Annotated in this window: 16 protein-coding genes; 13 read left to right on the forward strand and 3 right to left on the reverse strand. The window is 70.2% G+C overall.

Going from position 1 to position 21,854, the window contains the following annotated elements:
- The 10 genes from ACIQ7Q_RS26745 to ACIQ7Q_RS26790 form a co-directional block, all read left to right on the forward strand.
- Positions 1-4,215, forward strand: a 4,215-nt coding sequence (locus ACIQ7Q_RS26745; RefSeq protein ID WP_403867179.1) for a HAMP domain-containing protein, incomplete at its 5' end; no start/stop codon positions are given.
- A 275-nt stretch (positions 4,216-4,490) separates the two neighbouring features.
- On the forward strand, positions 4,491-5,174 hold the full coding sequence (locus ACIQ7Q_RS26750; protein WP_403867182.1) for a two-component system response regulator: 684 nt from the start codon (positions 4,491-4,493) through the stop codon (positions 5,172-5,174).
- A gap of 116 nt (positions 5,175-5,290) precedes the next feature.
- Positions 5,291-8,071, forward strand: a complete 2,781-nt coding sequence (locus tag ACIQ7Q_RS26755; RefSeq protein WP_403867185.1) for a DNA translocase FtsK — start codon at positions 5,291-5,293, stop codon at positions 8,069-8,071.
- Positions 8,072-8,262: 191 nt separating this feature from the next.
- Positions 8,263-9,084: a helix-turn-helix domain-containing protein gene (locus tag ACIQ7Q_RS26760; protein WP_403867188.1), complete on the forward strand. Its 822-nt coding sequence runs from the start codon at positions 8,263-8,265 to the stop codon at positions 9,082-9,084.
- Between the two features lie 81 nt (positions 9,085-9,165).
- A complete protein-coding gene (gene rimO, locus ACIQ7Q_RS26765; protein WP_403867191.1) occupies positions 9,166-10,662 on the forward strand; it encodes a 30S ribosomal protein S12 methylthiotransferase RimO in 1,497 nt (498 codons plus the stop codon).
- Positions 10,659-11,324: a CDP-diacylglycerol--glycerol-3-phosphate 3-phosphatidyltransferase gene (pgsA, locus tag ACIQ7Q_RS26770; protein ID WP_403867194.1), complete on the forward strand. Its 666-nt coding sequence runs from the start codon at positions 10,659-10,661 to the stop codon at positions 11,322-11,324. Before rimO ends, pgsA begins: the two co-directional genes overlap by 4 nt.
- A complete protein-coding gene (locus ACIQ7Q_RS26775) occupies positions 11,321-11,830 on the forward strand; it encodes a CinA family protein (RefSeq protein ID WP_403867197.1) in 510 nt (169 codons plus the stop codon). The genes pgsA and ACIQ7Q_RS26775 overlap by 4 nt, the downstream gene beginning before the upstream one ends.
- A gap of 109 nt (positions 11,831-11,939) precedes the next feature.
- Positions 11,940-12,323, forward strand: a complete 384-nt coding sequence (locus tag ACIQ7Q_RS26780; protein ID WP_403867199.1) for a helix-turn-helix domain-containing protein — start codon at positions 11,940-11,942, stop codon at positions 12,321-12,323.
- 168 nt (positions 12,324-12,491) lie between these two features.
- The gene (locus ACIQ7Q_RS26785; protein WP_403867201.1) at positions 12,492-12,962 is read left to right on the forward strand and encodes a Dps family protein; all 471 of its coding nucleotides are present in this window, start codon (positions 12,492-12,494) and stop codon (positions 12,960-12,962) included.
- 101 nt (positions 12,963-13,063) lie between these two features.
- Entirely contained in the window at positions 13,064-13,306 is a 243-nt protein-coding gene (locus ACIQ7Q_RS26790; protein ID WP_403867203.1) for a hypothetical protein, read from the forward strand.
- Here the strand turns inward: ACIQ7Q_RS26790 and ACIQ7Q_RS26795 are convergent.
- The 3 genes from ACIQ7Q_RS26795 to ACIQ7Q_RS26805 all read right to left on the reverse strand — a co-directional run bounded on the left by ACIQ7Q_RS26795 (position 13,254) and on the right by ACIQ7Q_RS26805 (position 19,596).
- A complete protein-coding gene (locus ACIQ7Q_RS26795) occupies positions 13,254-14,015 on the reverse strand; it encodes an SDR family NAD(P)-dependent oxidoreductase (RefSeq protein ID WP_403867206.1) in 762 nt (253 codons plus the stop codon). The two genes, ACIQ7Q_RS26790 and ACIQ7Q_RS26795, sit on opposite strands and share 53 nt — an antisense overlap.
- A gap of 99 nt (positions 14,016-14,114) precedes the next feature.
- A complete protein-coding gene (locus ACIQ7Q_RS26800) occupies positions 14,115-14,918 on the reverse strand; it encodes an Fpg/Nei family DNA glycosylase (RefSeq protein WP_403867209.1) in 804 nt (267 codons plus the stop codon).
- A gap of 52 nt (positions 14,919-14,970) precedes the next feature.
- Entirely contained in the window at positions 14,971-19,596 is a 4,626-nt protein-coding gene (locus tag ACIQ7Q_RS26805) for an ATP-dependent helicase (RefSeq protein WP_403867212.1), read from the reverse strand.
- 90 nt (positions 19,597-19,686) lie between these two features.
- Between ACIQ7Q_RS26805 and ACIQ7Q_RS26810 the strand changes: the two genes are divergently transcribed.
- The 3 genes from ACIQ7Q_RS26810 (at position 19,687) to ACIQ7Q_RS26820 (ending at position 21,801) form a co-directional block, all read left to right on the forward strand.
- The gene (locus tag ACIQ7Q_RS26810) at positions 19,687-20,565 is read left to right on the forward strand and encodes an AraC family ligand binding domain-containing protein (RefSeq protein ID WP_403867215.1); all 879 of its coding nucleotides are present in this window, start codon (positions 19,687-19,689) and stop codon (positions 20,563-20,565) included.
- Positions 20,566-20,758: 193 nt separating this feature from the next.
- On the forward strand, positions 20,759-21,496 hold the full coding sequence (locus ACIQ7Q_RS26815) for an AzlC family ABC transporter permease (RefSeq protein ID WP_403867217.1): 738 nt from the start codon (positions 20,759-20,761) through the stop codon (positions 21,494-21,496).
- Entirely contained in the window at positions 21,493-21,801 is a 309-nt protein-coding gene (locus tag ACIQ7Q_RS26820) for an AzlD domain-containing protein (protein ID WP_356636562.1), read from the forward strand. Before ACIQ7Q_RS26815 ends, ACIQ7Q_RS26820 begins: the two co-directional genes overlap by 4 nt.
- Positions 21,802-21,854: the final 53 nt, after the last annotated feature.

The following is a 21,854-nucleotide window of genomic DNA, read 5'->3' on the forward strand; positions in this document are numbered from 1 at the left end:
ACGACGGCGGTCGCCAACGGTGATCTGTCGCAGAAGGTCACCGTCGATGTGGCCGGCGAGATGCTGGAGCTGAAGAACACCGTCAACACGATGGTGGACCAACTTCAGTCGTTCGGTTCCGAAGTGACGCGTGTGGCTCGCGAGGTCGGCGTCGAGGGCCGCCTCGGCGGTCAGGCCGAGGTGCCGGGCGCGGCGGGTACGTGGAAGGACCTCACCGATTCGGTGAACACCGCGTTCCGGAACCTCACCGGCCAGGTGCGTGACATCGCGCAGGTGACGACGGCGGTCGCCAACGGTGATCTGTCGCAGAAGGTCACCGTCGATGTGGCCGGCGAGATGCTGGAGCTGAAGAACACCGTCAACACGATGGTGGCGCAGCTGTCCTCCTTCGCCGACCAGGTCACGCGCATGGCACGGGACGTGGGCACCGAGGGCCGCCTCGGCGGCCAGGCGCGGGTCGACGGCGTCAGCGGTACGTGGAAGGAACTGACGGACTCCGTCAACTTCATGGCCGGCAACCTGACGTCGCAGGTGCGTCAGATCGCGCAGGTGACGACGGCGGTCGCCCGTGGTGACCTGTCGCAGAAGATCGACGTGGACGCGCGGGGCGAGATCCTCGAGCTGAAGAACACCATCAACACCATGGTCGACCAGCTGTCCGCCTTCGCCGAACAGGTCACCAGGGTGGCCCGCGAGGTGGGTACGGACGGCCGCCTCGGCGGCCAGGCCCAGGTACCCGGTGTGGCGGGTGTGTGGCGTGATCTGACGGACTCCGTGAACGGCATGGCAGGGAACCTCACGGCGCAGGTCCGCAACATCGCGCAGGTGGCCACGGCGGTGGCCCGTGGTGACCTGTCGCAGAAGATCGACGTGGACGCGCGGGGCGAGATCCTCGAGCTGAAGAACACGCTGAACACGATGGTCGACCAGCTGTCGAACTTCGCGGAGCAGGTCACCAGGGTGGCCCGAGAGGTGGGCACGGAGGGCATCCTCGGTGGCCAGGCCGAGGTGCAGGGCGTCTCCGGCACCTGGAAGGACCTCACTCAGTCCGTCAACTTCATGGCCAACAACCTCACCAGCCAGGTGCGCAACATCGCCGAGGTGACGACGGCGGTTGCCAAGGGCGACCTGTCGAAGAAGATCACCGTCGACGCCAAGGGCGAGATCCTCGAGCTGGTGACGACCGTCAACACGATGGTCGACCAGCTCTCGGACTTCGCGGACGAGGTGACCAGGGTCGCCCGCGAGGTGGGTACGGAAGGCGTGCTGGGCGGCCAGGCGCGGGTGCGCGGCGTGACAGGCATCTGGAAGGACCTCAGCGACAACGTCAACCTGATGGCCAACAACCTGACCAGTCAGGTGCGCAACATCTCCCGGGTCTCCGCGGCGGTCGCCAACGGCGACCTGACGAAGAAGGTGACGGTGGAGGCGCGCGGCGAGGTCGCCGAGCTCGCCGACACCGTCAACACGATGGTGAGGACGCTGTCGTCATTCGCCGACGAGGTGACCCGTGTGGCCCGAGAGGTGGGCACGGACGGCCGCCTCGGCGGCCAGGCGCGGGTGCCCGGGGTCTCCGGCACGTGGAAGGACCTTACGGAGTCCGTGAACTCGATGGCGTCCAACCTGACGGGGCAGGTGCGTCAGATCGCCACGGTAACGACCGCGATCGCCAAGGGTGATCTCACCCGGAAGATCGACATCGACGCGCGGGGCGAGATCCTCGAGCTGAAGACCACCATCAACACCATGGTCGACCAGCTCTCCTCGTTCGCGGAGGAGGTCACCAGGGTCGCCCGCGAGGTGGGCACCGACGGACAGTTGGGCGGTCAGGCGCGGGTGCGGGACGTCGACGGCACCTGGCGCGACCTGACCGAGTCGGTGAACGAGATGGCCGGGAACCTGACCCGTCAGGTGCGCGCCATCGCGGCCGTCGCGACGGCGGTGACCCGCGGCGATCTGAACCTCAAGATCGACGTGGACGCGGCCGGCGAGATCCAGGTCCTCCAGGACAACATCAACACAATGATCGCGAACCTCCGCGACACCACTCTCGCCAACGAGGAACAGGACTGGCTCAAGGGCAACCTGGCCCGTATCTCCGGTCTGATGCAGGGCCGTCGCGACCTCGAGGACGTCGCGTCGCTGATCATGAGCGAGCTGACGCCAGTGGTGTCCGCGCAGCACGGCGCCTTCTTCCTCGCGATGCCGACGAGTACCGGTTCGGACGCGTCGGCGGGCGGGGAGTCGTACGAGCTGGTGATGCGCGGCAGTTACGGCTACTCGGCCGGGCTGATGCCGACGTCGTTCCGGCCGGGGGAGACCCTGATCGGGACGGCGGCGGAGGAGAAGCGGACCATCCAGGTCAATGTGCCGCCGGGCTATCTGCGGATCTCCTCCGGTCTGGGGGAGGCCTCCCCGGCGTATGTGATCGTGCTGCCGGTGCTGTTCGAAGGGAAGGTCCTCGGAGTGATCGAGCTGGCGTCGTTCCAGCCGTTCACCCAGATTCAGCGGGACTTCCTCAACCAGATCGCCGAGATGATCGCGACGAGCGTCAACACGATCAGCGTCAACACGAAGACCGAGGTGCTGCTCAAGCAGTCGCAGGAGCTGACCGAACAGCTGCGGGAGCGTTCCGCCGAGCTCGAGAACCGGCAGAAGGCGCTGCAGGAGTCCAACGCCGAGCTGGAGGAGAAGGCCGAGCTGCTGGCGCAGCAGAACCGGGACATCGAGGTGAAGAACACCGAGATCGAGGAGGCCCGGCAGGTGCTGGAGGAGCGGGCCGAACAGCTCGCGGTCTCGATGCGTTACAAGTCGGAGTTCCTGGCGAACATGTCGCACGAACTGCGCACGCCGCTCAACTCGTTGCTGATTCTCGCGAAGTTGCTCGCGGACAACGCGGACGCCAATCTCTCGCCGAAGCAGGTGGAGTTCGCCGAGACCATCCACGGCGCCGGGTCCGACCTGCTGCAGCTGATCAACGACATCCTCGACCTGTCGAAGGTCGAGGCGGGCAAGATGGACGTCAGTCCGACCCGTATCGCGCTGGTGCAGCTGGTGGACTACGTCGAGGCGACCTTCCGGCCGCTCACGGCGGAGAAGGGCCTCGACTTCTCGGTCCGCGTCTCGCCAGAGCTGCCCGCGACCCTGCACACCGACGAGCAGCGGCTGCTCCAGGTGCTGCGCAACCTCCTGTCGAACGCAGTGAAGTTCACCGACAGCGGGGCGGTCGAGCTGGTCATCAGGCCGGCGGGCGCGGACGTGCCGCAGTCGATCCGGGAGCAGCTGCTGGAGGCCGGGTCGCTGAGGGACGCGGACGGGGACCTGATCGCTTTCTCGGTGACGGACACGGGCATCGGGATCGCGGCCGGGAAGATGCGGGTCATCTTCGAAGCGTTCAAGCAGGCGGACGGTACGACCAGCCGGAAGTACGGCGGTACGGGTCTCGGCCTGTCGATCAGCCGGGAGATCGCGCGGCTGCTGGGCGGCGAGATCCATGCGGCGAGTGAGCCCGGCCGTGGCTCGACCTTCACGCTGTATCTGCCGCTCCACCCCGCCGAGCTTCCGCCGCAGGGGTATCCGCAGCTGAGCCCGGGTATCACGGACAGCCGGGGCGCGGAGGGCGCCGCGGAGGGCAGCGGCGAGCAGACGCCCGTCCGGTCCGCCCCGGCTCCCCGCGCGACCGCGGGCCCCGCGGCCCTGCTGCGGCGGCGGCGCAAGGCACAGGCGGCCGCGGAGCCCAAGCGGACTGCCGGGCAGCCGGCGGAGGCGCCGGGCCAGGAGCCGTGGGGACAGATTGCAGGCGAGCAGGACGGGCCGGAGCAGCGGCGGGTGTTCACCTTCGACGGCGAGAAGGTCCTGATCGTCGATGACGACATCCGCAACGTCTTCGCGCTCACCAGCGTGCTGGAGCAGCACGGGCTGTCGGTGCTCTACGCGGAGAACGGCCGGGAAGGCATCGAAGTGCTTGAGCAGCATGACGATGTGACTGTCGTACTGATGGACATCATGATGCCGGAGATGGACGGATACGCGACGACGACGGCGATCCGCAGGATGCCGCAGTTCGCCGGGCTGCCGATCATCGCGCTCACCGCGAAGGCCATGAAGGGCGATCGGGAGAAGGCCCTCGAGTCGGGCGCTTCCGACTATGTGACCAAGCCGGTCGATCCCGACCATCTGCTGACGGTGATGGAGCAGTGGATGCGCGGGGAGTGATTGCTGCGCGTGCGATTTTGCGCGGGTCGCTGATCGGGTGTGGATGATCGCGTGTGAGACCGGAGGATCCGGGGAACTATCCGGTCTCGCCCCGCGTTTGCGGGTACGTGCGCAGTGACATCGCGGTGACAGGGTGTGGCGACGGGCGGGGTGCGGCTACCATGACCGGCACAAGGACGGGCGGCGCAACGGAGTCGTCCCCTGGGGCGGCGCCCGGTGCGTCCTCCGGCTCTTCGAGCCGGAGAGACCCCATGCCGGGGCGAGGAGGACGGGGCATGGTGCAGAAGGCCAAGATCCTCCTGGTCGATGACCGGCCGGAGAATCTGCTTGCGCTGGAGGCCATCCTCTCCGCGCTCGATCAGACACTGGTGCGGGCATCGTCAGGGGAGGAAGCGCTCAAGGCGCTGCTGACGGATGACTTCGCGGTCATTCTGCTGGATGTCCAGATGCCGGGAATGGACGGTTTCGAGACCGCCGCGCACATCAAGCGGCGGGAGCGGACCAGGGACATCCCGATCATCTTCCTCACCGCGATCAACCACGGACCCCACCACACCTTCCGCGGTTACGCGGCGGGTGCCGTGGACTACATCTCCAAGCCGTTCGATCCGTGGGTGCTCCGCGCGAAGGTCTCGGTCTTCGTCGAGCTCTACATGAAGAACTGCCAACTGCGTGAGCAGGCCGCGCTGCTGCGCCTTCAGCTCGAGGGCGGGGCGCAGGCCGACGCCGGTGCCGGCCGGGAGCCCGCGGGGCTCCTCGCGGAACTGTCCGCGCGGCTCGCCGCTGTCGAGGAGCAGGCGGAGGCGCTCTCCAAGCAGCTCGACGACGACTCGGCGGACGCGGCGGCGGTGGCCACCGCCGCCCACCTCGAGCGCAAACTCACCGGATTGCGCAGGGCGCTTGACGCGCTGGAGCCCGGCACGGGCGGGGGCTCGGCAACCCTTCCGTCGCAGAGTTGACGGCCGCTGCCGCAGCTTGAGGGGTCGTCAGTTCGGCGCCTCATTCGTCGCGACACGTACGGGTGAAGCAGTGGGCACACGTGTGAGCAGGGGTCGACACCGGTAACCTCACCACCATGGCCTCACGTACGTCCGGCAAGGGTTCCCAGGGCACGGCGGGCACCGCGAAGCCGCGCGCCGGCCGTACGACCGGTGCCGCGAAGAAGGCGGCGCCCGCCAAGAAGACCGCCCCCAAGAAGTCCGTGCCCGCAAAAAGGGCGCCCGCGAAGAAGGCGGCGGTCAAGAAGGCGGCTGCGCCGAAGCCCGCGCCGTCCCCCACCGGGGGCGTGTACCGCCTTGTGCGCGCCCTCTGGCTCGGGTTCGCCCATACCGTCGGCGCGATGTTCCGCGGCATAGGGCGTGGCGCCAAGGGGCTCGATCCGGCGCACCGCAAGGACGGCCTGGCGCTGCTGCTGCTCGGTCTCGCACTGATCATCGCGGCCGGGACCTGGTCGAATCTGCAGGGTCCCGTCGGCGGTCTGGTCGAGATGCTGATCACCGGCGCCTTCGGCCGGCTCGATCTGCTCGCGCCGCTGCTGCTGGGCGCGATCGGCGTGCGGCTGATCCTCTATCCGGAGCGGCCCGAGGCCAACGGTCGTATCGTGATCGGTCTTTCCGCCCTGATCATCGGCGTGCTCGGCCAGGTCCACATCGCGTGCGGATCGCCCGGCCGCGGCGAGGGCGCGGAGGCGATCCAGGACGCGGGCGGCCTGATCGGCTGGGGGGCGTCCAAGCCGCTGATCTTCATGATGGGCGAGGTGCTCGCCGTCCCGCTGCTGGTGCTGCTCACCGTCTTCGGGCTGCTCGTCGTGACCGCCACGCCCGTCAAGGCCATCCCGCAGCGTCTGCGGCTGCTCGGTTCCACGCTCGGCATCGTCGAACCTGCGGCCGGGCCGCGGGGCGAGACCGGCGAGGACGACGAGCGGTACGACGAGCAGTGGCGCGAGGCCCTGCCCGGCCGGCCCCGCCGCTCCTCACGCCGCAGCGAGATGCCCGGCCACGACCCGGGCGCCGCGGAGGAAGAGGCGCTCTCCCGGCGCCGCCGCCCGCGCCGGCCCTCGGCGCAGCCGGCCCTCGGCCGCGAGATGGACGCCGTTGACGTCGCGGCGGCCGCTGCCGCCGCCCTCGACGGAGCCGTGCTGAACGGCATGCCTCCCTCGCCGCTCGTCGCGGACCTCACTCGTGACGTCACGGCAGAGCGGCAGCGTGCCGCCACGCCCGTGCCGACCGCCCGCGAGCCGGAGGGCGCCGACCGCGGTGAGCCGAAGGCTCCCGCGACGAACGCCCCCGCGGCGAAGGGGGCCGTACCCGACCTGACCAAGCCGGCGCCCGAGAAGTCCGAACCTCTTCCGCCGCGTGCCGAGCAGCTCCAGCTGTCCGGCGACATCACGTACTCGCTGCCTTCGCTCGACCTGCTCGAGCGCGGCGGCCCGGGCAAGACGCGCAGCGCCGCCAACGACGCGATCGTCGCCTCGCTGAGCAACGTCTTCATGGAGTTCAAGGTCGACGCGGCCGTCACCGGCTTCACCCGCGGACCGACGGTCACCCGCTACGAGGTGGAGCTCGGCCCTGCCGTGAAGGTCGAGCGCATCACGGCCCTGACCAAGAACATCGCGTACGCGGTCGCCAGCCCGGACGTGCGGATCATCTCCCCGATCCCCGGGAAGTCCGCGGTCGGCATCGAGATCCCCAACACCGATCGCGAGATGGTCAACCTCGGCGACGTCCTGCGCCTCGCGGACGCGGCGGAGGACGATCACCCCATGCTCGTCGCACTCGGCAAGGACGTCGAGGGCGGCTACGTGATGGCCAACTTGGCGAAGATGCCGCACGTCCTGGTCGCCGGCGCCACCGGTTCCGGCAAGTCGTCCTGCATCAACTGCCTGATCACGTCCGTGATGATAAGAGCGACGCCGGAGGACGTGCGGATGGTGCTCGTCGACCCCAAGCGGGTCGAGCTCACCGCTTACGAGGGCATCCCGCACCTGATCACGCCCATCATCACCAACCCCAAGCGGGCCGCCGAGGCGCTGCAGTGGGTGGTGCGCGAGATGGACCTGAGGTACGACGACCTGGCCGCGTACGGGTACCGGCACATCGACGACTTCAACCAGGCCGTGCGCCAGGGCAAGGTCAAGTCGCCCGAGGGCAGCGAGCGCGAGCTCCAGCCGTATCCGTACCTGCTGGTCATCGTCGACGAGCTCGCGGACCTCATGATGGTCGCGCCGCGCGACGTCGAGGACGCGATCGTCCGCATCACACAGCTGGCGCGCGCGGCGGGCATCCATCTGGTACTGGCGACCCAGCGCCCGTCCGTCGACGTCGTCACCGGCCTGATCAAGGCGAACGTGCCGTCACGGCTCGCCTTCGCCACCTCTTCGCTCGCCGACAGCCGGGTCATCCTCGACCAGCCGGGCGCGGAGAAGCTGATCGGCAAGGGCGACGGGCTCTTCCTCCCGATGGGCGCCAACAAGCCCACCCGCATGCAGGGCGCCTTTGTGACGGAGGACGAGGTCGCGGTCGTCGTCCAGCACTGCAAGGACCAGATGGCTCCCGTCTTCCGGGATGACGTGGTCGTCGGCACGAAGCAGAAGAAGGAGATCGACGAGGACATCGGCGACGACCTCGATCTGCTCTGCCAGGCCGCCGAACTGGTCGTTTCCACGCAGTTCGGCTCGACGTCGATGCTGCAGCGCAAGCTGCGGGTCGGCTTCGCGAAGGCAGGCCGGCTGATGGACCTCATGGAGTCGCGGAACATCGTCGGCCCCAGCGAAGGATCGAAGGCACGTGACGTTCTTGTGAAACCCGACGAACTGGATGGAGTGCTCGCCGTGATCCGGGGAGAGACTCACTCGTAAGGGTTCGGTGAGCAACCGTTTTCCTTGGTTATACGTCAAGTTGGAGGAAGGGACGTACAGATGTCCCCGACCCCGGGATCGGCCGTCCATTCCGATGGCGTACAAACCTCCACCGCCCGCTTGCCCCACCCTTTCGTACCACCCATAGACTGAACCTCCAGCAGGTGGTTACACGCTCGAAAGGCGCCCCCGTGTCCATCGGCAACTCCCCCGAAGACGACCGGCCTTCAGTCGAAGACGACCGGCCTTCGATCGGCCACGTGCTCCAGCAGGCGCGTGTCGGCGCAGGCCTCACCGTTGACGAGGTCAGTACCTCCACACGGGTGCGCATCCCCATCGTGCACGCGATCGAGGAGGACGACTTCTCCCCCTCCGGCGGTGATGTGTACGCCCGCGGACACATCCGCATGATCGCCCGCGCCGTCGGACTCGACCCCGACCCGCTGATCGCGCAGTACGACTCCGAGCACGGCGGCCGCCCGGCGCCGACACGTGCCGCGCCGCTGTTCGAGGCCGAACGCATCCGTCCCGAGCGGCGCCGCCCCAACTGGACCGCGGCCATGGTCGCCGCCATCGTCGCCGTGGTCGGTTTCGCCGGCTTTACGCTGTTCAGCGACGGCGAGAGCGAGGGCAGCGGCACCACCGTCGCGGAGGGTGATTCGGCCGAGACGAAGAAGCCCACCACGCCGACCAGCAAGCCCGCCGACCCCAAGCCCGATCCGTCCGACAGCGCCATCGCGGCAGTGCCGAAGGACAAGGTCACGGTCAAGCTCTCCGCCACCGGCGACAAGAGCTGGATCTCCGCCAAGTCGCACAACGGCAAGCTGCTCTTCGACGGGCTGCTGCTCAAGGGCGAGACCAAGACCTTCCAGGACGACGAGCGCGTCGACCTGATCCTCGGGAATGCCGGGGCGATCGAGCTGTTCGTGAACGGCAAGAAGGTCAAGGACGAATTCCAGATGGGCGGCGTGGAGCGGCTCTCCTACACGAAGGGCGACCCCGAGGTCGGCTGACGGCACCCGTGCGGAACGTGTGACGGAGGGCCTCGACCCTCGGGGCGGGGGTGTGGGCCGGGACAAAGTAGTCTTGAGCCCATGCCCGAACGCCGTACCGTCGCCCTTGTCACTCTCGGATGCGCCCGTAACGAGGTGGACTCGGAGGAGCTTGCAGGCCGCTTGGCAGCGGACGGCTGGGAGCTCGTCGAGGACGCCTCCGACGCCGACGTCGCCGTGGTCAACACTTGCGGATTCGTCGAGGCCGCCAAGAAGGACTCCGTCGACGCCCTGCTGGAAGCCAACGATCTCAAGGATCACGGCAGAACTCAGGCCGTCGTGGCCGTGGGCTGCATGGCCGAGCGTTACGGCAAGGATCTTGCGGAGGCCCTGCCCGAGGCCGACGGGGTGCTCGGATTCGACGACTACGCCGACATCTCCGACCGTCTGCAGACCATCCTGAGCGGCGGCGTCCACGCCGCCCACACCCCTCGCGACCGGCGCAAGCTGCTGCCGCTGAGCCCCGTCGAGCGGCAGGGTGCCACCGAGGTGGCCCTGCCCGGGCACGGGGACGTCGCTCCGGTGCCCGAGGACCTGCCGGAGGGTGTCGCCCCGGTGTCCGGGCCGCGCGCGCCGCTGCGCCGCCGCCTCGGCACCAGCCCGGTGGCCTCGGTGAAGCTCGCCTCCGGCTGCGACCGGCGCTGCACCTTCTGCGCCATCCCGTCGTTCCGCGGCTCCTTCATCTCGCGCCGGCCCGGCGACGTGCTCGGCGAGACGCGCTGGCTGGCCGAGCAGGGCGTCAAGGAGATCATGCTGGTCTCCGAGAACAACACCTCGTACGGCAAGGACCTCGGCGACATCCGCCTGCTGGAAACCCTGCTGCCCGATCTCGCGGCGGTCGACGGCATCGAGCGGGTGCGCGTCAGCTACCTGCAGCCGGCCGAGATGCGTCCCGGGCTGATCGACGTCCTCACCTCGACAACGAAGGTCGCCCCGTACTTCGACCTGTCCTTCCAACACTCCGCGCCCGGTGTGCTGCGGGCGATGCGGCGCTTCGGTGACACCGAGCGATTCCTGGAACTGCTGGAGACCATCCGCGGCAAGGCCCCCCAGGCCGGTGTGCGGTCCAACTTCATCGTCGGTTTCCCCGGCGAGAGCGAGGCGGACTTCGCCGAGCTGGAACGCTTCCTCTCGGCGGCGCGCCTCGATGCCATCGGCGTCTTCGGCTACAGCGACGAGGAGGGCACGGAGGCCGTCGGCTACGACGACAAGCTGGACGCCGACGTCATCGCGGAGCGGCTCGAGCACCTGTCGCGGATCGCCGACGAGCTCACCGCACAGCGGGCGGAGGAACGCCTGGGCGAGACGCTCGAGGTGCTGGTGGAGTCCGTCGACGACGAGGACGGCGCAGTGGGCCGGGCCGCTCACCAGGCGCCCGAGACCGACGGCCAGGTCGTCTTCACCTCCGGCGAGGGTCTGGAGCCCGGCCGTATGGTCGTGGCGAAGGTTGTCGGCACTGAGGGTGTCGACCTGGTGGCGGAGTTCTGCGAGGTTCTGGGGGGCAGTTCCCGGATCCTTGACGAGGAGGCGGGCAGATGACCGGAGTGCCGGCATCCGCGGCGGGCGGCACCGGAAGGCCGGCGCCCGGCGGCAAGCTGGGCGCTGCGGCCGTCAATCAGGCCAGCCTGTGGAACATCGCGAACATCCTGACCATGGTGCGGCTGGTGCTGGTGCCGGCGTTCGTCCTGCTGCTGCTGCAGGACGGCGGCCACGACCCGGCATGGCGGGCATGGGCGTGGGCGGCGTTCGCCGTCGCCATGATCACCGACATCTTCGACGGGCACCTTGCCCGGACGTACAACCTGGTCACCGACTTCGGGAAGATCGCGGATCCGATCGCCGACAAGGCGATCATGGCGGCCGGACTGATCTGTCTCTCGGCGCTCGGTGACCTTCCGTGGTGGGTGACCGGAGTGATCCTCTTCCGGGAGCTGGGCATCACCCTGATGCGGTTCTGGGTCATCCGGCACGCTGTGATTCCGGCCAGCCGCGGCGGAAAGATGAAGACGCTCGCGCAGGGCACCGCCGTCGGGATGTACGTGCTCGTGCTGACCGGGCCGCTGGCGACCCTGCGCTTCTGGGTGATGGCGCTCGCCGTGGTCCTGACGGTCGTCACCGGCCTCGACTACGTACGGCAGGCGATCGTGCTGAGGCGCAAGGGGCTGGCCGCGCAGCGGGCCGTGGAGGGCACGTCGAGGTGACCGACGCGGCGAAGGTCCTGGCGCTGCTTGCGGAGCGTGGTCGGACGCTGGCCGTCGCGGAGTCCCTTACGGGCGGTCTGGTGGCCGCGGAGCTCACTGCCGTACCCGGGGCATCAAATTCCTTCCGGGGGTCGGTGACGGCCTACGCAACCACCCTGAAGAGGGATGTTCTCGGCGTGGACGCGACCCTTCTGGCGGAGTGCGGTGCGGTGGATCCGCGGGTTGCGTCCCAGATGGCGGCCGGTGTGCGAGAACTGATGGGCGCCGACTGGGGCGTCGCCACCACCGGCGTCGCAGGGCCGGAGGCGCAGGACGGACAGCCCGTCGGGACGGTTTTCGTGGCGGTCGCGGGGCCGGGGGGCACAGGGAAAGTGGCCGCTTTGAGGTTGAACGGCGACCGCGGGGAAATCCGTAGAGAGAGTGTACGGAGCGTGCTGGAGCTGCTCCGTGAGGAACTGTATGAGAACGCGCGGGCACAGGATACGGAACAGAACGGGGGGAATTGATGTTTGCAGCCCTGAGTGAACACGACATCGCTCCCCGCACGGCCGCGGCGCAAGGCGGTACGGTGGGGCGTGAAGGATGCGGCTACGCGGTCCGAGGAGGGAGCCACCGATGATTCTGCTCCGTCGCCTGCTTGGTGACGTGCTGCGTCGGCAGCGCCAGCGCCAGGGCCGTACTCTGCGCGAAGTCTCCTCGTCCGCCCGAGTTTCGCTCGGCTATCTCTCCGAGGTGGAGCGGGGGCAGAAGGAGGCCTCCTCCGAGCTGCTCTCCGCGATCTGCGACGCGCTTGACGTACGGATGTCCGAGCTCATGCGTGAAGTGAGCGACGAGCTGTCGCTGGCCGAACTGGCCGAGTCGGCGGCCGCCGGCGAGCCGGTGCCCGCACCGGTACGCCCGATGCTGGGTTCCGTCTCCGTGACGTCGGTGGCAGGTGTGCCGACGGAGCGGGTGACGATCAAGGCGCCTGCGGAAGCGGTGGACGTCGTCGCCGCCTGAGCCACAGGTCCTGCACGATCCCGCACGGCTTGGTTTGCACCGGGCCCCGGCTGGTACTCGAGTACCGGTCGGGGTTTTTGTTTGCCCCGGTGCCACCGTCCCCGAATGACCCTTTTAGGTAGTTATGCCATGGTGGACGGTAGTCGCTGAACCGAGTGGAGGACGTGCATGTCAGTCGTGAAGAGCTCTCTGTCCGATGCGGACCTCAAGACGGTCGGTGGATCCCTGAAGGGCGCGCTGGTCGACCTGGTGGACCTCGGTCTGGTGGCCAAGCAGGTGCACTGGAACGTCGTCGGCCCTCGCTTCAGGTCCGTCCACCTCCAACTCGACGAGGTCGTCGACACGGCGCGGCAGCACTCCGACACCGTGGCCGAGCGCTGCTCCGCGATCGGCGTGAGCCCCGATGGCCGCGCCGCGTCGGTGGCGGCACAGAGCGCGATCGGCTCGGTGTCGGAGGGGTGGATAAAGGACGTCGACGTGGTGCGGACGATGGTGGACGCTCTGGGCGCAGTCATCGCGAGGATGCGGGAGCGCATCGAGGCCACTGACGAACCCGACCCGGTGAGCCAGGACATTCTGATCCAGCTGACGGCGGACCTTGAGAAGCATGCCTGGATGTTCCAGGCCGAGAGCGCATGACCCCGAGCGCACAACTGGTGCTTTCACGCGCCGGGTCGGCCAACCGCGCGCCCTCCCCGCGGCCTCTCGCGTCGCACTAGCGTGGGCCGGAGGAGGCAGCCATGGCGGTACGCGGGGCGGTCCTCGTGCCTGTTGTCGTGTTCGGACTCGTTCTGGGCGCAGTGTGGTGGTGGGCCGTCCTGCGGATGGCTCTGATACCGGAGCACGCGGGGGTCGTCGAAGGGGCGGTGGCGGCGGGCGGTTGGGGCCTGAGCCTGCTTCCCGTGCATGTGACGGCGGCCCGCAGAGCGACTACCAGGGCATTGCTACGCCGCCGTTCGGGCGGAATATCTGACCCGTCGTGAAGGACGAAGCGTCGGAAGCCAGATGAAGGACGGTGTGGGCGATGTCCTCGGGCTCGCCGACGCGGCGCAGCGGTGACATCCGTGCCATCGTGCTCTCCGCGTGGTGTTGGAGTTCCATGTCGTGACGGGCCGTCATCGGGGTGCGGACCCAGCCGGGTGCGACGGCGTTCACGCGGACCCCGTGCGGCCCCAGTTCGGCCGCGAGAGTCCTGGTCAGCTGGACCACCGCGGCCTTCGACACGCTGTAGCAGAACAGGCCTGGGGTGGCCGCGTCGACGGCGCCGGAAGCCATGGTGATGATGGAGCCGCCGCCCGAGGTGATCATGGCGGGGGCCGCCGCCCGGCAGGCGAACAAAACCCCCTTGAAGTTGACGGCGAGGACGCGGTCCAGGTCGTCGGGCTTCGTCTCGAGGACCGAGCTCGTGTGCATGACGCCTGCGACGGCGGCCAGGATGTCGAGGCGGCCCGCCTGGCCGACTGCCGCCGCGAGGGCGGGGTGGTCAGTGACGTCGAGGGTGTGGGTGACCGCTGCTCCTCCGGCGGCGTCGATCAGGGCGCCGGTCTCCCGAAGTCCCTTCTCGTCCCGGTCGGCGCAGTGCACGACGGCTCCTGCCTCGGCGAGCAGGACGGCTGAGGCGCGGCCGATGCCGCTGCCCGCTCCGGTGACGAACGCGGTCCGGCCGGTGAGGTCGTACGCGGTGAGGGCCATGAGGGGACCGTACGACCGGATCTGACGGAGCGTCAATTACCTGTTCATCGAAACTGCTTGGACGTGGAGAACGGCCTTTCCGCCGAGGTGTGGCGGTGGTCAGACGGCGGGGCCGCTCTGGCAGCGGGGACACCAGTAGGTCGGCCGCTCTCGGCTCCCGTCTCCCTGGTCGGCCTTTCGGACGGGTGCGCCGCAGCGCGGGCAGGGGCGGCCTTCGCGCCCGTAGACGTACAGCTTCTGCGACGGATCGAGGCCGCCGGTCATGGTGCGCCGGTCAGAACGCCGCTTGTTCGATTCGAGGAGCCGCTGCGCGGTGGCCACGAGCCGCTCAGGGGTGCCGTCGGGCAGGTCGCCTACCGGCAGCCAGGGCGTGACACGGGCCAGGAAGGCCAGCTCCGACTTGTAGACGTTCCCGATTCCGGCAAGATTCCGTTGGTCGAGGAGGGCATCGCCAAGGGGACGGGCCGGGTCGGCGAGCAGGTTCGCGACCGCTTTGGCGGGGTCCCAGTCGGGGCCGAGGAGATCGGGGCCGAGGTGGCCGACGGCTTGCTCTTCGTCGGCGGTACGGAGCAGCTCGACTACGGGGAGGCGATAGCCGACTGCGGTGTGGGCGACGTTGCCCAGGATCGCGCGGATCTGGTGCGAGGGGCCGCCACGCCAGCGCTCCCCGGTGCCGAACACGCGCCAGGAGCCGTCCATTCGAAGATGCGAGTGCAGGGTCAGCCCACCCTCGAAGCGAGTGAGCAGATGCTTGCCGCGCGGCGTCACGTCCAGCACGGTCCGGCCGGTGAGATCCGCCGTGGCGAAGCGCGGCACGCGGAGATCGGACCGGGTCAGGACCCGACCGGCCAGCGCCTCGTGCAGGCGGTGGGCGGTCAGCCAGACGGTGTCTCCTTCGGGCATGACATCCATGATGCGTGACGGGCAGCGCCAGTGGTGGTGCCCTGGGGCCGGGTCAAGGACGCAGACGCAGCCCCCTCGGTGTGGCGTGGAACCCGGCGGTCTCCAGCGCACGGGCCGGCGGGGCTGTCAGGGCGGGGGCGCCGTTGACCCGCTCGACGGTCACGGTGCCGAGGGCGCCTTCGCGCGCGGCGGTGGCCAGCGCTTCGGCCGCCGCGCGCAGAGCGGGCGATTCCGGGTCGGTGGCCCACGCCAGCAGCGTCTTGCCGCCGCGCTCCATGTAAAGGGTCAGCTCCCCGTCGACGAGGACCACCAGGGAGCCCGCCTTGCGGCCGGGCTTGTGACCGGCGCCGTCCGGCGGCTCGGGCCAGGACAGCGCCGCCCCGTAGGCATTGGCCGGGTCGGCTGCGGCCAGCACCACCGCGTGCGGTGCCGACTGCCCTTCTGCCCGGTCCCGGGCCGTGGACGCCGCGCGCAGGCGGTCGACCGCGCCGTCCATCGCGAACTGGGCGGCGCCCAGCCCTTCGACGACATAGCCGCGGCGAGCCTGTCCCGTGTCCTCGAAGGCGGACAAAATGCGGTAGGTGGCGGAGAAGCCGCCCTCGACCCCCTCGGCCGCCACCGCGCCTCGCGTCACCACACCGTGGCGGTCCAGCAGGGTGCGGGCCAGCGCGTGGGCCCGGTGGGTCGGCTCGGGTTCGGCGGGCGGGAGCAGGGACCAGCGGCCGCTCACCGTCGGAGGGCCCGTGCGGGAGGCGGTGCGAGCTGCAGCGGTGAGGCTGCCGTAGCGGCCGCGGGGGACGGCGCGCTTGGCGCGATGGGCGGTGGATCCCGTCGTACGGCCGGAGCCGAGGAAGGCACGCAATGGGGCCAGCGTGTCGTTGGTGAGCCGACCGGACCAGGCGAGATCCCAGATGGCGTCGGCCAGCGCGGGATCGGTGGCGTCGGGATGCGTGGTCGCCCGCACCTGGTCGGCGATCTGGCGGAAGAACAGGCCGTATCCGCCGGAGAGGGCGGTGAGGATCGACTCGTGCAGCGCTGTCAGCTCCAGTGGATGGGGCTGGGGCAGGAGCAGCGGCGCGGCGTCGGCCAGATAGAGGGAGACCCAGCCGTCCTTGCCGGGCAGGGCGCCGGCACCGGCCCACTGGACTTCGCCGGTGGTGGTCAGTTCGTCCAGAAGGGTGCTGCTGTAGTGGGCGACACGGGACGGGAGGATCAGCTTCTCGAGGGCGGAGGCGGGCACCGCGGCGCCCTGCAGTTGTTCGACGGCGCGAGCGAGACCGTCGATTCCGCGCAGACTGTTGCTGCCCAGGTGCTGCCACTGGGGAAGGAAGGTGGCCAGCGCGGCGGGCGGCACCGGCTCCAGTTCGTGGCGCAGGGCTGCGAGCGAACGCCTGCGCAGTCGGCGCAGCACGCCGGCGTCGCACCACTCCTGGCCGATGCCCGAGGGGTGGAACTCGCCCTGTACGACCCGGCCGCTCGCGGCGAGACGCTGCAGGCCGCCCTCGGTGACCGCCGCGCCGAGCCCGAAGCGAGCGGCGGCCTGTGCGGAGGTGAACGGGCCGTGCGTGCGCGCGAACCGGGCCAAAAGGTCGCCGAACGGGTCCTTCACCGGCTCGGTGAACGCCTCCGGCACGCCCACGGGCAGTGCAGTGCCCAAGGCGTCCCGCAGCCGGCCGGAGTCCTCGATCGCAGCCCAGTGGTCGACCCCCGCGATGCGGACCCGGATGGCGCGGCGCGCTGCGGCGAGCTCCTGCGGCCAGGCCGGATCGCCGCCGCGCTCGACGAGCTCCTCGTCCGTCAGGGGGCCGAGGACACGCAGCAGGTCGGCCACGCCCTCCGGGTCCTTGATCCGCCGGTCGTCCGTCAGCCACTGCAGCTCCCGCTCCAGCTCCGTGAGCACGTCCGGGTCGAGCAACTCCCGCAGCTCCGCCTGGCCGAGTAGCTCGGACAGCAGCCGTGAGTCCAGCGACAGGGCGGCAGCACGTCGCTCTGCCAGAGGGGAGTCCCCCTCGTAAAGGAACTGGGCGACGTAACCGAAGAGCAGGGAGCGGGCGAAGGGCGACGGCTCGGGGGTGGTGACTTCCACCAGGCGGACGCGGCGCGACTCGATGTCGCCCATCAGCTCCGTGAGCCCCGGGACGTCGAAGACGTCCTGCAGGCATTCGCGGACCGCCTCGAGGACGATCGGGAAGGAGCCGAACTCACTCGCCACCTGCAGCAATTGGGCCGCGCGCTGACGCTGCTGCCACAGCGGCGTGCGCTTCCCCGGCGAGCGGCGCGGCAACAGCAGCGCTCGGGCGGCGCATTCGCGGAACCGGGAGGCGAACAGGGCCGAGCCGCCCACCTGGTCGGTGACGATCTGACTGATCTCGCCCTTGTCGAAAACGGCGTCCCCCGCGCCGACGGGAGCCTGCTCGCTGTCGAACGTCGTGTCCGTACGGGCCGGCTCCTGGTCCAGCAGATCCAGACCCATCAGATCCGCGTCGGGCAGGCGCAGCACGATGCCGTCGTCCGCGTGCATGACCTGTGCGTCCATGCCGTAGCGCTCGGCGAGACGGGCGCCCAGCGCCAGCGCCCACGGCGCGTGCACCTGGGCGCCGAACGGGGAGTGGATCACCACCCGCCAGTCGCCCAGCTCGTCACGGAACCGCTCCACCAGGATCGTCCGGTCGTCGGGCACATGGCCGCAGGCGCGGCGCTGCTCGTCGAGATAGGCCAGTACGTTGTCCGCGGCCCAGGCATCAAGACCGGCGGCCACCAGGCGCAGACGGCCGTCCTCGGGGGAGAGCCCGCCGACCTCGCGCAGGAAGGCGCCCACGGCGCGCCCCAGCTCAAGGGGTCGGCCCAGCTGGTCGCCCTTCCAGAAAGGGAGCCGGCCCGGCACACCGGGCGCGGGGGAGACAAGCACCCGGTCCCGCGTGATGTCCTCGATCCGCCAGGACGTGGTGCCCAGGGTGAAGACGTCACCCACCCGGGACTCGTAGACCATCTCCTCGTCGAGCTCACCGACCCGGCCGCCACCCTTCTTCGGGTCGGCCCCCGCGAGGAAGACCCCGAAGAGACCGCGGTCCGGGATCGTGCCGCCGGACGTGACCGCCAGGCGCTGCGCGCCCGGGCGGCCTGTGACCGTGCCGGCGATCCGGTCCCAGACCACACGCGGCCGCAGCTCGGCGAACGCGTCCGAGGGATAACGGCCGGCGAGCATGTCCAGGACGGCCGTGAAGGCGGACTCCGGCAGAGACGCGAAGGGTGCGGCACGGCGCACCAGCGCCAGCAGATCGTCGAACTGCCAGGTGTCCAGGGCGACCATCGCGACCAGCTGCTGCGCCAGCACGTCCAGTGGGTTCGACGGGATGCGCAGCGACTCGATGGATCCGGTGCGCATCCGCTCCGTGACCACGGCCGCCTGCACGAGATCCCCGCGGTACTTGGGGAAGACCACGCCCGTGGAGACCGCGCCCACCTGGTGGCCGGCGCGGCCCACGCGCTGCAGACCGGAGGCGACGGACGGCGGGGACTCGACCTGGACGACCAGATCCACGGCTCCCATGTCGATGCCCAGCTCGAGACTGGAGGTGGCGACGACCGCGGGCAACCGGCCCGCTTTGAGGTCCTCCTCCACGAGGGCGCGCTGCTCCTTGGAGACCGAGCCGTGGTGGGCGCGGGCGAGGAGCGGCGGGGCGCCCTGAGCCGCCCCGGACTGAGCCATGATCTCGGCCGGCGGCGCGCCGTCGGGCATGGGCTCGCCCATGGCCCGCTCGTAGGCGATCTCGTTGAGGCGGTTGCACAGCCTCTCCGCCAGCCGGCGGGAGTTGGCGAAGACAATCGTGGAGCGGTGCGCCTGGACGAGATCGGTGATGCGCTCCTCGACATGAGGCCAGATCGAGGGCTTCTCCGCGACGCCGTCGGAGGCGTCGGATGCCGGGGAGCCACCGAGCTCACCGAGATCCTCGACCGGAACGACCACCGAGAGGTCGAACTCCTTGCCGGAGGGCGGCTGGACGATCTCCACCCGCCGCTGTGGAGACAGATAGCGGGCCACCTCGTCCACCGGCCGCACCGTCGCCGACAGGCCGATTCTGCGGGCGGGACGGGGCAGCAGCTCGTCGAGGCGCTCCAGGGACAGTGCGAGGTGGGCACCACGCTTCGTCCCCGCGACGGCGTGCACCTCGTCCAGGATCACGGTCTCGACACCCGCCAGTGCGTCCCGGGCGGCAGAGGTGAGCATCAGGAACAGCGACTCGGGCGTGGTGATCAGAATGTCCGGCGGCCTGGTGACCAACGTCCGGCGCTCCGCGGGAGGGGTGTCGCCCGAGCGGATACCGACACGCACCTCCGGCTCGGGAAGCCCGAGCCGGACCGACTCCTGACGGATACCGGTGAGCGGGCTGCGGAGGTTGCGTTCCACATCGACCGCGAGGGCCTTCAGCGGCGACACGTACAGCACGCGACAGCGCTTCTTCGGCTCCGCGGGCGGCGGTGTGGACGTCAACCGGTCCAGGGCGGCCAGGAAGGCGGCCAGCGTCTTGCCGGAGCCCGTCGGCGCCACCACCAGCACGTCCGAGCCCTCGCCGATCGCCTGCCATGCCCCCTCCTGCGCGGCGGTGGGCGCGCTGAACGCCCCCGTGAACCAGCCTCGGGTCGCGGGGGAGAAGGAGTCGAGCGCAGTCCTGGCCATGTCCACCATCGTGCACCCGACCACTGACAACGCCTGTCCAGGACATGGACGGGCAGGTCCGCCGCATGGAGCCGGGCGCAGAATGGCTGCATGGCGAGGGACACGGCGGTGGAGAAGAAGGGCGAGTGGGCACGGCACTGGCAGTACCCGGGGGTACCCGGCCTCGACCTGCTGCGGGCCCGCTACGTGCGCCACTCCTTCCCCCGCCACAGCCACGAGGGGTTCGTCTTCGGTGCGGTGCGCCGCGGCATCGAGGACGTCCTCCTGCCGGAGGGGACGGTGCGGGCGAGACCCGGAACCGTAGTCATGATCAATCCCGAGGTGCCGCACTCCGCCAGGGCCGGCGTGCCGGAGGGCTGGGTGTACTCCACCCTCTACCCGTCCTCGCAGCTGGTCGCCGGTATCGCCGAGGAGACGACGACCCTGCGCGGGACGGCCGGTTTCGCCGAGACGATCGTCGAGGACCCCGACACCGCCCGCCTGGTGCACGAGGTGCACCGAGCCGCGGAGGAGGGCAACGCGCTCGCCGCCGACAGCGTCCTGCGTCTGACCGTCGCCAGGCTGCTGCACCGCCACGGGCGCTCACTGCCCGCACGCACGCCCCTCGCGGCAGGGTCACGCACCGCGGCCGCAGCGAAGCAGCTCCTCGAAGAGCGGATGGAGCAGCCGCCGTCCCTCGAAGAACTGGCGCAGGAGGTCGGGGTCAGCCCCTTCGCGCTGCTCCGCGCCTTCAAGGCCGCCTACGGGCTGCCGCCGCACACCTGGCTCACCGACGCGCGCGTGCGGCGTGCACGGCACCTCCTGGACGCAGGTACGTCACCGGCCGAGGCAGCCGTCGCCGTCGGGTTCACCGACCAGCCCCATCTGAACCGCCACTTCACGCGGATCGTCGGTGTCACGCCGGGGGCCTACCGCAAGGAGCGGGAGCGCGCAAGAACGTACAAGACCGCGGGGAGCGGGCTTGCGTAACCTCCGGGACGTGCCAGAACAGACAGCTCGACCAGACATATCCACCAGGGCGGCCTCTCCGGCCCGAGGGCCGTCCGCGGCCCTCCAGGCGTCCGCGCGCGGGCCCGTGCCCGTCGGCGGGGCGGCCTCGTCCGGGGCCGGGACCGTCAGCGGGCCGGCCTCCTCCAAGGCAGGGACCGCAGGTCCGCCCTCGGTGCCGAAGCCGGACTCGGCCGTCGTCCGGGACGCACTCGGCGTGGGCTTCGCCGTCGGCCTCTCCGGCTTCGCCTTCGGCGTGACCTCGGCGGGATCAGGCCTGACCCTTCTGCAGACCTGCGCGCTCAGCCTGCTCGTGTTCACCGGAGCGTCGCAATTCGCGCTCGTGGGCGCGATCGCGGCCGGGGGAAACCCGCTGGCGGCGGCGGCAGGTGCCTTCTTCCTGGGCGTACGCAACGCCTTCTACGGGCTGCGGTTGTCACAGCTGCTCGCACTGCCCCGCTTCGTACGGCCGCTCGCCGCGCACTGGGTCATCGACGAGACCACGGCCGTCGCCCTCGCCCAGCCCACACGGCGCAGCGTACGGCTCGGCTTCACCGTCACCGGCCTCACCCTGTACGTGCTGTGGAACGTGACCACGCTCCTCGGGGCCCTCGGAGCCGAGGCCCTCGGCGACACCGACGCCTGGGGGATGGACGCGGCGGGTCCGGCGGTCTTCCTCGCTCTGCTCGCGCCGATGCTGCGCACGGCCACCGAACGTGCCGTGGCCGGGCTCGCGGTGGTGCTCGGGCTCGGGTTCCTGCCGGTGCTGCCCGCCGGAGTGCCGGTGCTCGTCGCGGCGCTGGCCGCTCCCGCAGTGCTGTGGCTCAAGGGGCGAGCGATCGGTGGAGGGACGGAGAGGACGAAGTCTGCGCCGGAGAAGACGCGCGTGCAGGGGAAGGGTGAGGAGCGATGAGCATCTGGATCGCGATCGCGCTGACGGCTGTCGGCTGCTACCTCGTGAAGCTCGTCGGCCTGCTGGTGCCGGCCGACACGCTCGAGCGGCCTCTCGTGCAACGACTGGCTGCACTGCTTCCCGTCGCCCTGCTGGCCGCGCTGACTGCGCAGCAGACCTTCAGTACAGGCCAATCGCTGGTGCTCGACGCGAGGGTCGCGGGGGTCGGGGCCGCGGCGCTCGCTCTGCTGCTGCGCGCGCCCTTCCTGGTGGTGGTCGGGGCCGCGGTGGCCGTGACGGCGGGGGTGCGGGCGCTGGGAGGCTGACCGGCCGGCGGCCCACGGTGGTGCCACCACCGCCCCGTGACCGCCCCCTGTGG

Source organism: Streptomyces sp. NPDC096176 (genome assembly GCF_044763255.1).
Lineage (GTDB): Bacteria > Actinomycetota > Actinomycetes > Streptomycetales > Streptomycetaceae > Streptomyces.

Excerpts from the sequence above, each read along its gene's own strand:
- ACIQ7Q_RS26810 (WP_403867215.1), top strand. The coding sequence starts at position 19,687 with ATGGCGAGGGACACGGCGGTGGAGAAGAAGGGCGAGTGGGCACGGCAC.
- ACIQ7Q_RS26750 (WP_403867182.1), top strand. The coding sequence starts at position 4,491 with ATGGTGCAGAAGGCCAAGATCCTCCTGGTCGATGACCGGCCGGAGAAT.
- ACIQ7Q_RS26795 (WP_403867206.1), bottom strand. The coding sequence starts at position 14,015 with ATGGCCCTCACCGCGTACGACCTCACCGGCCGGACCGCGTTCGTCACC.
- pgsA (WP_403867194.1), top strand. The coding sequence starts at position 10,659 with ATGACCGGAGTGCCGGCATCCGCGGCGGGCGGCACCGGAAGGCCGGCG.
- ACIQ7Q_RS26780 (WP_403867199.1), top strand. The coding sequence starts at position 11,940 with ATGATTCTGCTCCGTCGCCTGCTTGGTGACGTGCTGCGTCGGCAGCGC.
- ACIQ7Q_RS26820 (WP_356636562.1), top strand. The coding sequence starts at position 21,493 with ATGAGCATCTGGATCGCGATCGCGCTGACGGCTGTCGGCTGCTACCTC.
- ACIQ7Q_RS26785 (WP_403867201.1), top strand. The coding sequence starts at position 12,492 with ATGTCAGTCGTGAAGAGCTCTCTGTCCGATGCGGACCTCAAGACGGTC.
- ACIQ7Q_RS26805 (WP_403867212.1), bottom strand. The coding sequence starts at position 19,596 with ATGGCCAGGACTGCGCTCGACTCCTTCTCCCCCGCGACCCGAGGCTGG.
- ACIQ7Q_RS26755 (WP_403867185.1), top strand. The coding sequence starts at position 5,291 with ATGGCCTCACGTACGTCCGGCAAGGGTTCCCAGGGCACGGCGGGCACC.
- ACIQ7Q_RS26790 (WP_403867203.1), top strand. The coding sequence starts at position 13,064 with ATGGCGGTACGCGGGGCGGTCCTCGTGCCTGTTGTCGTGTTCGGACTC.
- rimO (WP_403867191.1), top strand. The coding sequence starts at position 9,166 with ATGCCCGAACGCCGTACCGTCGCCCTTGTCACTCTCGGATGCGCCCGT.
- ACIQ7Q_RS26800 (WP_403867209.1), bottom strand. The coding sequence starts at position 14,918 with ATGCCCGAAGGAGACACCGTCTGGCTGACCGCCCACCGCCTGCACGAG.